At 47.0% G+C, this 8,815-nt stretch carries 10 protein-coding genes; 9 read left to right on the top strand and 1 reads right to left on the bottom strand.

The features are described 5' to 3' along the window. Positions 1–128: 128 nt before the first annotated feature. Complete coding sequence (locus ACKTR5_RS02670) at positions 129–869, bottom strand: LysR family transcriptional regulator (protein ID WP_407878943.1); 741 nt, start codon at positions 867–869, stop codon at positions 129–131. A gap of 111 nt (positions 870–980) precedes the next feature. Here ACKTR5_RS02670 and ACKTR5_RS02665 point away from each other — a divergent pair, with 111 nt between their 5' ends. The 9 genes from ACKTR5_RS02665 (at position 981) to rbsD (ending at position 8,800) form a co-directional block, all read left to right on the top strand. Beyond that, positions 981–1,382 carry a tautomerase family protein gene (locus tag ACKTR5_RS02665; RefSeq protein WP_407878942.1) on the top strand — a complete coding sequence of 134 codons (402 nt, stop codon included), beginning with the start codon at positions 981–983 and terminating at the stop codon, positions 1,380–1,382. Between the two features lie 16 nt (positions 1,383–1,398). Further along, positions 1,399–1,788 carry a tautomerase family protein gene (locus ACKTR5_RS02660; protein WP_407878941.1) on the top strand — a complete coding sequence of 130 codons (390 nt, stop codon included), beginning with the start codon at positions 1,399–1,401 and terminating at the stop codon, positions 1,786–1,788. A gap of 195 nt (positions 1,789–1,983) precedes the next feature. Next, positions 1,984–2,712 (top strand): ABC transporter ATP-binding protein, encoded by a 729-nt coding sequence (locus ACKTR5_RS02655; protein ID WP_407878940.1) that lies wholly within the window; start codon positions 1,984–1,986, stop codon positions 2,710–2,712. Then, complete coding sequence (locus ACKTR5_RS02650) at positions 2,702–3,844, top strand: ABC transporter permease (RefSeq protein WP_407878939.1); 1,143 nt, start codon at positions 2,702–2,704, stop codon at positions 3,842–3,844. Before ACKTR5_RS02655 ends, ACKTR5_RS02650 begins: the two co-directional genes overlap by 11 nt. Before the next feature lie 15 nt (positions 3,845–3,859). Next, positions 3,860–4,507: a TetR/AcrR family transcriptional regulator gene (locus ACKTR5_RS02645; RefSeq protein ID WP_407878938.1), complete on the top strand. Its 648-nt coding sequence runs from the start codon at positions 3,860–3,862 to the stop codon at positions 4,505–4,507. A gap of 264 nt (positions 4,508–4,771) precedes the next feature. Beyond that, positions 4,772–6,100, top strand: coding sequence for a cytosine permease (locus tag ACKTR5_RS02640; protein WP_407878937.1), 1,329 nt, complete (start codon positions 4,772–4,774; stop codon positions 6,098–6,100). A gap of 52 nt (positions 6,101–6,152) precedes the next feature. Then, on the top strand, positions 6,153–6,995 hold the full coding sequence (locus ACKTR5_RS02635) for a hypothetical protein (RefSeq protein WP_407878936.1): 843 nt from the start codon (positions 6,153–6,155) through the stop codon (positions 6,993–6,995). Between the two features lie 231 nt (positions 6,996–7,226). Further along, on the top strand, positions 7,227–8,234 hold the full coding sequence (gene rbsR / locus ACKTR5_RS02630; protein WP_407878935.1) for a ribose utilization transcriptional repressor RbsR: 1,008 nt from the start codon (positions 7,227–7,229) through the stop codon (positions 8,232–8,234). Positions 8,235–8,404: 170 nt separating this feature from the next. Further along, positions 8,405–8,800 carry a D-ribose pyranase gene (gene rbsD / locus ACKTR5_RS02625; protein ID WP_407878934.1) on the top strand — a complete coding sequence of 132 codons (396 nt, stop codon included), beginning with the start codon at positions 8,405–8,407 and terminating at the stop codon, positions 8,798–8,800. Positions 8,801–8,815: the final 15 nt, after the last annotated feature.

Here is an 8,815-nt window from a genome sequence, read left to right as displayed (position 1 = left end):
AAAAGCGAATTCAAATAAAATTATGCGGTCAATCACCACTCGATTTCGAGCGGCAATTAACTGCCTAATTAACAAAACTATTTAGTTCCAACTTTTTGGGTAAACGTCAAGGCGGAATGGTGCCTTTACTAACTTTTTTTCTCTAGCCACTGGTACTGAACCTGAAGTTCTGGTGTGCCTGGTAACCGATCAAAATGATGGTCATTGTTAATGTAATTTGGCAACAGCGCGATCCCTTTGCCCTGTGCAACAAGGTTGATGATGCTATCCCAGGAATCGATTTCAACGATGTTGCTAGGAACCTTGCGGTAGGTTTCCTTAGTAAACGGACAGACGTGGTCACTGTTGACAAGGTAGGGGAGCGAGCTGAAATTGGGCGCCGCCGTTTTGTTGACGGCAAAGAAACTGGCCATGATCCCGGCCTTTACTTGTGTATAATTAGAATTTTGATAGGCGTTAACGTACGTGATGACCGTGTTGTAACTTGAATCATGACTTTTACTAATAAACGTAGATGACTTAATGTCAAAGGTTGTGTCGCTCACAGCGGGAAGTTCACCGTTTCGAAGCAGGAAATTAAATAAAAACGTTGAAAGTAAAACCTTGGGCTTTACCTGCAATTGTTGTAGTGTTGCTCGTGTTGTTTTCGTCGCGGACAACACCTCCAGCATGTATTCGTAGAAAATTTCACCGGCGCGTGTTGGGATCAACCCTGCATGGGTCCGGTTGAATAACGTGAAGTTAAAGTCAGTTTCAACCTTTTTGAGAATCGCACTGATGCTTGACTGGGCGTAACCAAGCGCTTGTGCTGTCTTGTTGATCGACCTGGTGGCGTATAGGTGTTCAAGAATCTCTAAGTCGTGAAACATGGCGGGCCTCCGTGTAATCGATATTTTCGATAACCCTACCACATTTTGGTAATATCGCTCAATCATTTAGCTGGGTATAATTCTAATTATCAAAGGTAAGGAGGTCGTTGAATGCCTTATTTAAGGGTTCGGGTCGTTGGTGAACAACACCAAGGACAAGCGGATGAAATTGCAAAAATGTTGACAGATCTAACGGTAACCGTTTTGAAAAAGGCGCGTCCCGTTGTGGCGATTGACCTGGCGTTTGCCCCGGCGGCCCACTGGTACATTGGCGGGCAGGCCGTTGCCGACACAGATAAACCGACTTTTTCCTTGGAAATTAAGCTAACCGAGGGCACCAATACACGGGAGCAAAAGGCGCAGTTTCTGACCGAAGTTTATTCAAGAATGACCACCATTCTTGGCGATTTGAACGAGGCAAGCTACGTTGTTATGCAAGACGTTAACGGAAATTCGTGGGGCTTTGGTGGTCAAACACAAGAATTTCGTTACATTCAATCACAATTGAATTAATTTAGGAGGAAAAATAATGCCATTAATGAGAATTGATGTGATCAAGGGTCACGATGAGGCCTATTTGGAACGGTTACTGACGATTGCGTATGAGGTTCAATTAAAAACATTAAACACGCCAGTTGGTGATCGTTATCAGCTATTAACACAACATGAACCGTTTGAAATGCAGATTTTAGATACGGGGTTGGGCTTTAGTCGAACCAAGGACGTTGTGGTCTTTCACTTGACCACCCGGCCACGGGCAACAAAGGCAAAGCAAGCGTTCTACAAAACATTGGTGGACCGTTTGCACCAAGAGTTAGGAATCCGGCCCGAAGATGTGATGGTGAGTCTATCGCCAAATAACGATGATGATTGGAGCTTTGGTAAAGGGGAAGCACAATTCTTAACCGGCGAGCTGTAATCGCTAAAAGCATATTAATCAGGCGCTTTCTGTCACTACGGAAGGCGCCTTTTTGCGTTGTAGAGACGCATTTCTTCACTGAAAGCACACGATGATTAAATGAATTTATTCATTTGTGTTGACAGAAAAAAATAAACTGGTAAGCTAAGTTCGTAAAGGAAATGAATGCTCACTCACTTTTTGGAGATGATTTAAATGACGGACGTAATCTTACTAAAGGGCGTCAAGAAGCAGTTTGGCAAACAACAAGTGTTAAAAGGAATCGACATGGATGTTCAACCTGGCGAAATCGTTGGTTTGATTGGCCCATCTGGTGCTGGGAAATCAACGGTCATTAAGACCACGTTAGGGATGGAAGTTGTCGATGACGGAACGGCAGCCGTTTTTGGCCAGCAGATGCCGAATCGGGAATTACTGGCCAGAATTGGTTACATGGCTCAATCGGATGCACTGTACGAGACATTGTCTGGTCGGGAGAACTTAGCTTTCTTCGCTGCAATGAAGGGGCTAAAACAACCCGAACGAACAACGGAAATTGACCGGGTGGCAGCGGTTGTTGACCTCAAGGACGCCTTAGGAAAAGCTGTCTCTGGCTATTCTGGTGGGATGATGCGGCGGTTATCACTGGCAATTGCGCTCCTTGGTCAACCGGAACTACTGGTGTTGGATGAGCCAACGGTGGGGATCGATCCGGCGTTGCGGATTCAAATTTGGGAAGAACTTCGCCGGGTAACGGCAGCCGGTGCCAGCGTGCTCATTACGACGCACGTTATGGACGAGGCGGAGAAGGTCGATCGGGTGGCCCTCCTGCTGGATGGACACGTGGTGGCGTTTGATAAACCAGCAACGTTAAAGACGCAGTACGACGTAACGACCATTGAAGAAGTCTTTTTGAAAGCAGAGGGTGACCATCATGCGGGTTAGTCAAATCATCAAACGAATTTTAACGGAACTGGTGCGGGACAAGCGGACACTGGCGCTGGTCTTTTTGGCCCCAATCCTTGTCATGTGGTTAATGAGTGTTGTGTTTAACACGAACTCCGATACAAACGTAACGATCGGTGTGGTCAACGTCAACACGACCATTACGCGGGAATTAAAGGATGTTAACCACGTCAGCGTCAAGCATTATGATTCAGAAACGGCAGCACGCCACGCACTGACCAAGCAACACGTTGATGCCTTCATTAAACAAAAGGACGATCGATTTGATGTCACGTATGCAAATACGGATTCAGGGAAGACTGCGGCCACGAAGATGGGGTTGCAAAGTAGCATCACCAAAACGACCATCACAAAGTTAGCGACAACGGTGACGACCTTAGCGAAAGCAAACCAGCAACTCATGGCCCGATCTGGTGGCGTTGCGACTGGCCAACAAGCGGCACAACCGGCAATTCCCACAAACGGTGCTGTCACCATTCACAACCATTACGCATATGGGAATGCAGATACCAACTTTTTTAATAAGTTGATGCCGATTTTGATGGCGTTCTTTGTCTTTTTATTTGTGTTCCTGGTCTCAGGCATGGGCTTGTTGAAGGAGCGAACCACCGGCACACTGGACCGGGTGTTATCCACCCCGGTCAAACGAACGGAAATCGTTTTGGGGTACCTGGGAAGTTACGGAATCTTGGCATTCTTTCAGACCATCATCATCGTGTTGGTCACGGTGTGGTTGCTAAAAATTGAAATTGTCGGTAATATTATTAACTTAATCATTATTAATATGTTGGTCGCGTTTGTTGCACTGGCAGCCGGAATTTTGCTATCGACACTGGCAAGTTCTGAATTCCAGATGATTCAGTTTATTCCAATTGTCGTGGTGCCCCAGATCTTTTTGTCGGGCTTAGTGCCGTTAGATTCACTACCAAAATGGCTTGATGCAATTTCTTACGTTCTCCCGTTACGGTATGCAGCGGATGCGCAAGAAGGCATCATTTTCCACGGCGAGAATTTAATTAATCTGTGGGGAGATGTCGCAGTCTTAATCATCTTTACCATTGTGTTAGGCTATCTGAATGTAGTGGGACTTCGGCGTTACCGGAAGGTTTAGTGAGAGGAGTTCAAAATGACATTAAATGATCCACAAACACTGTTAAGTCAAAGCTTGGATAACGAAAAGCTAAGCGCCAAACAAAAGGCAGTCTTGATGGCAAGCATGCAGCTCTTTTCAGAGAAGGGGTTTGACGCGACCTCAACTAGTGACATTGCCCAGTTGGCGGGCGTGGCAGAGGGGACTGTGTATAAACACTTTAAAACGAAAGCCATGATTTTGGACGTTATTTTAAAACCATTTGCGAACGTTGTGGTGCCGCAAATGGCGAAGGAATTTTCCGATGAGGTGGGGGCAGAAACGTTTGAAACGTTGGCCGACTTTATCCACTACTTTTTAACGGATCGCTTAAATTATTTTGTTGTCAATGCGCCGACGATTAAAATCTTTGTTCAACAAGCGTTTGTTCGAGCAGATTTGGTCAACAGCATAACGACCAATGCCTTGCCGATGGTGCAAAAACGACTTGCACCGATTTTTCAATCGCTAAGAAGGCGGGGTGAACTGGTCGATTGGTCAGATGTGCGGATCATTCGCTACATCTTTGGGGCTGCCATTAGCTATGCTGCGCCGTTGCTTGTCACCAATCAGCTGGCTGAATTAGATGTTGCGGCGACCGTTTCAGAGTGCACGGAATTTTTAGTTCGTGGCTTGCACGCTTAAAAAAGACAAAGGGACGCTTGTCGTCGAAGCCATTCCCTGCTACACTAATTCCTAAGAAAATAACTGTCCGACAGTGAGCGGACCTTTTTGGAGGAATCAACATGCAACTAAGAAGTGGGCAAAGTACGGCAACAAAGCTAGCTTACGTGACGGGTGGCGTGTCGTTTCAGTCATTTTCAACTAATCTTGTTAAAACATTGCGCAACTGACAGTTTTTCTGTTGGTGGCGCTTTTTTTGACTGAACAGACACGGAGGACGACGGAATGGAAGAACATAACATGAGCTTTTGGGACCAAACAGCAACGTGGATTGGTGCCAATGCCAATAACGGGACCTGGTACATTGGTGGTGTGCTCGCTGCTTTGGGACTGGGCGGCGCGATGAAAGTCTTAGCCATTACGGGGCCATTAGCTTACATTTTACTGGCACTCGTTGGGTACATGGGGTTCCAAACGCGGAAATCAACGATGACGTTGACCCAGGTTTCGTTTGGACGGTGGGGGAGCTTTGGACCGTCCCTGGTCAATGTCATTCAATTTATGGGCTGGGCAGCAGTAAACACCTTCATTGCGGCCAGTTCGATCAGTTATTTATTGCAAGATTTATTAGGCTGGCCGGTCTTTGGTCACCGTGGCGGTCTCAAGGGCATTATTTTCGGCATTTTATTAATGTCCGTTTTGCACTTAATTAGTATTTCCCTTGGCCAGCGCTCCGTCCGCATCATTGAACGGGTCGGCATCGTTCTCGTGATCTTATTGGTCTTATGGGAAACATGGGCGGTGTTCCAGAGTGTCTCCTTGCACCAATTGGCGAAATGGCGTGTACCCGTTAAGTTTCGGTTGCCCATGGGAACAGCCGTTGATACGTTAGCCGCCTTCAACTTGGCATGGGTGACTGCCGGAGCAGATTTCACGAAGTTTGCGAAAAATAAGGCCGCCGGAACCGTTGCACCGTTTATTGGTGGCACCGTGGGGCTAATGTGGTTCGCCTTTGTTGGGGTTATTGCGACAATTGGGGCAGCGGTGACGTTAAATACGTTTGATCCGAATGCGTCCGATCCGAGTACGGTGGCATCACGGTTGGGTCTTGGAATCTTAGCCATGGTTGTCATCATTTTGACCAGTACCACAGCAAACGCGGTGAACCTCATGGCTGCTGGATCCGCATTAACGAACATGTTTAAACGGTTACGGCTCACACCAGCACTGTGGATCGTCACGGTGCTAGCGACGCTCATGACGCTAATTCCGCTATGGTCCAGCAGTTTCTTAGCCGTTTTCACGGTATTTTTAGACTACGTTGGGATGATCCTTGGACCAGAAATTGCCATCTTACTGGTTGATTACTTTATCGGTCACCGGGGCGCGTACACGAATCATGATTTTGACCAAGCACCACGGGTGAACTGGATTGCCTACCTCAGCTGGGCCATTGGGATCGCCGCTTACTTTGGGTTGCAACAGGCAACCATGATTACGGAGACGGTTGGTGCAACCGGGGTGGCGACGTTAATTACCGCCGTTGTGTACGGCAGTCTGAGTCAGGTACTGGTCACGGCGACGTCAAAATCACGTATAACACTGAATGACTAAGCGAAACTAATGGCCTGATCCTAACGTTGTCCCTTGTCCAATGACCTAACAAATGGTAATCGTCGATTTTTCTAGTCACTGGCTCAATGATCGAACGGTGGATTTACGAAATTCAGCACTAGCGGACCGATTGTTAACGGAACAGCGGATCAACCATTCCTACGAACTGCGACTAACCGAAACACTGTTACTTTTGCCAGTGACAGTGGGCAAGCAGCGCTTCACGTTGGTGATTGATCGCCACCTTGGTCTATTATTAACGCGGAAAACACCAGCGACACTACTGCGCGGGTTGCGTGAGCACCAATGGTTAACGTTTCAACAAATGACCATTTCGCACCAATTCTTGGGTCAGCAGCATTATGTGCCGTACGTTCAAGGATCGGCAGGATTTGTTCCCACTGCTGGACCAACGACAAGTCATGCTGGCTGGGTTGGTTTTGCGCAATTGACGGACCTTCAGGCATACGAAACGGCAGCGGTGCTTGTCTTTCGAAACGAGTTAAAGGTCGTCATGCCCACGAGTCACTGCTTTCTTCGTCAACGATTGGTTGAAGCGGCAACAATGACACAGTTACAGTGCGACTATTTACAGGCGGTGGTTGACCAGTCCGGGTTTAACCGGCGGTGTCCTAAGTTGCCTAACCGGCTGGCCGAATTATTGACGGTTCATCCCCGCCATGAACTATCCGCGCCCCGTGACTTTTATGGGCATGCCATTGAGGCCCTGATGACGGCGGCAGTCGAGGATTTTCTCATGACCGGTTACGGGGATACGTTAAAGTTAGATCGTGTGGAATTGGCGGCGGATGTGCGTGGCTACCTGCATGAGCGGGGGCGGTATCTGGTTCCCAAAAAGCGCCACTTTGCGTCAATGACGGACCATGTTGGTTAGGCTAGTTTTGATGATGAAATGACTGCTTTCTCAAAAATTTGGGCGGGCAGTCGTTTTTGTTTTGCCGAAATAACTTGATTAATGTAAGAAGTTTTCCAATTAGGAGGGAGTCAGGGAAATCACCTGATTCTTTTTTTGTTTCAACTCAGCTTTCTAACGGCTTCATGAAAGATGTATGCTATCATAAAAGGGAAGTAAATCGCTTACATAACATTAATTTTGGAGAGGCTCATGGCAAAACGTGTAACCATTAAGGATGTCGCCAAGGCGGCAGATTTATCCATTACGACAGTATCGCAAATTCTAAACGGCAAGGGTGACCGGTTTCCGGAAACCACGAGGGCCAAGGTCTTTCAACTGCGTGATCAACTGGGCTACGTTCCGAACTTCAACGCCCGTAATCTGATCAATCATTCCATGCAAACGGTCGGGATCATTGTCCCCAACCTTGTGAATCCATTCTTTAGTATGTTTCTTCGGGGCATTCAGGATGCGATGTATGAGCACGAGTGTGTGCCGATTATTTTGAGCGCTGACCGTGACAAAAAGCTTGAACAGTATTATCTACGAACCCTGGTTGAACGGGGCGTCGACGGCGCAATCATCGCCAGCTCGGCGATCAGTAATGACGATTTAAATGAACTGTTAAAACCAAACCACATTCCGTACTTGCTGTTTGATCAAAATGATCCCCAAAATGAAGGGGATCGCATCATCGTCGACGACGAACGTGGGGGCGAACTGGCCGTGAACCATTTACTAGCCGCTCACCATGAACGAATCGCGATGGTTTTGCCAACAGGTCCGTCGCAAAATGTGCAGATGCGGCTCGCTGGTTACCGAAGTGCACTTGTGCGGCACCACATCGCATTTGATGAGAACCTGGTGTTTGAAACGGAGCTATCAAAGCAAGGCGGTGAAGATGTCGCTGACGCAGTGATTGCGTCAGGCGCAACAGCCGTTTTCAGTGCAAACGATGAGTTGGCGGTTGGCCTCATTCGGGGACTTAATGAAAAGGGGATCAAAGTCCCAGAGGACGTATCCATCATTGGATATGACGATATTGACCTTGATGACTACATGACACCGCGGTTAACGACCATTCACCAGCCCGTTTACGAGATGGGTGTGTGGGCCAGTCAAATGATTATGCGTCGTTTACGTGAACCAGAAATTGAGGCACAAATGAAAATTGTCGACGTCAATTTAGTTGAAAGAAATTCTGTAAACCCCTTGTAAGCCTTTCCAAACTGTGATATCTTTTTCACATTGGTTATTTAATAAAACGTTTTACTAATATTGATGAACACGGAAACGTCATGACCATGACAATGGTGCATGGCGTTCCTTAATGACCGTAAAACGTTTTACTAAACAAAAACAATGCCGACAAAGGGGACAGGACAAACATGAAGAAAACAGCAATGATCAATTCAGATTTATCCCGTGTGATTGCCAATATGGGCCACATGGACTGGTTAGCCATCGGTGACGCCGGGATGCCGGTACCAATGGGAACGGAAAAGATTGATCTCGCCGTCACAAAGCAATTACCAAGTTTCATTGACGTGTTGAAAAACATTTTGACCGAGATGGAAGTGCAGCACATTTACTTAGCCGAAGAAATTAAAACGGTTAACCCTGAGCAATTGACCGCCATTAAGGCATTAATGCCCGACATGCCAATTACGTTTGTGCCACACAGTGAGTTAAAGCAGGATCTAAAGAAGACCCATGCATTTGTTCGGACGGGTGAAATGACCGCCTATTCCAACATTATTTTGGAAAGCGGCGTTACGTTCTAGCCATTATTATCATTG

Origin of the sequence: Furfurilactobacillus entadae (assembly GCF_045862745.1) — a bacterium.
Classification (GTDB): domain Bacteria; phylum Bacillota; class Bacilli; order Lactobacillales; family Lactobacillaceae; genus Furfurilactobacillus; species Furfurilactobacillus entadae.
The sequence above is the reverse complement of the archived record's forward strand: the minus strand, read 5'-3'. Positions and strand labels throughout refer to the sequence as shown.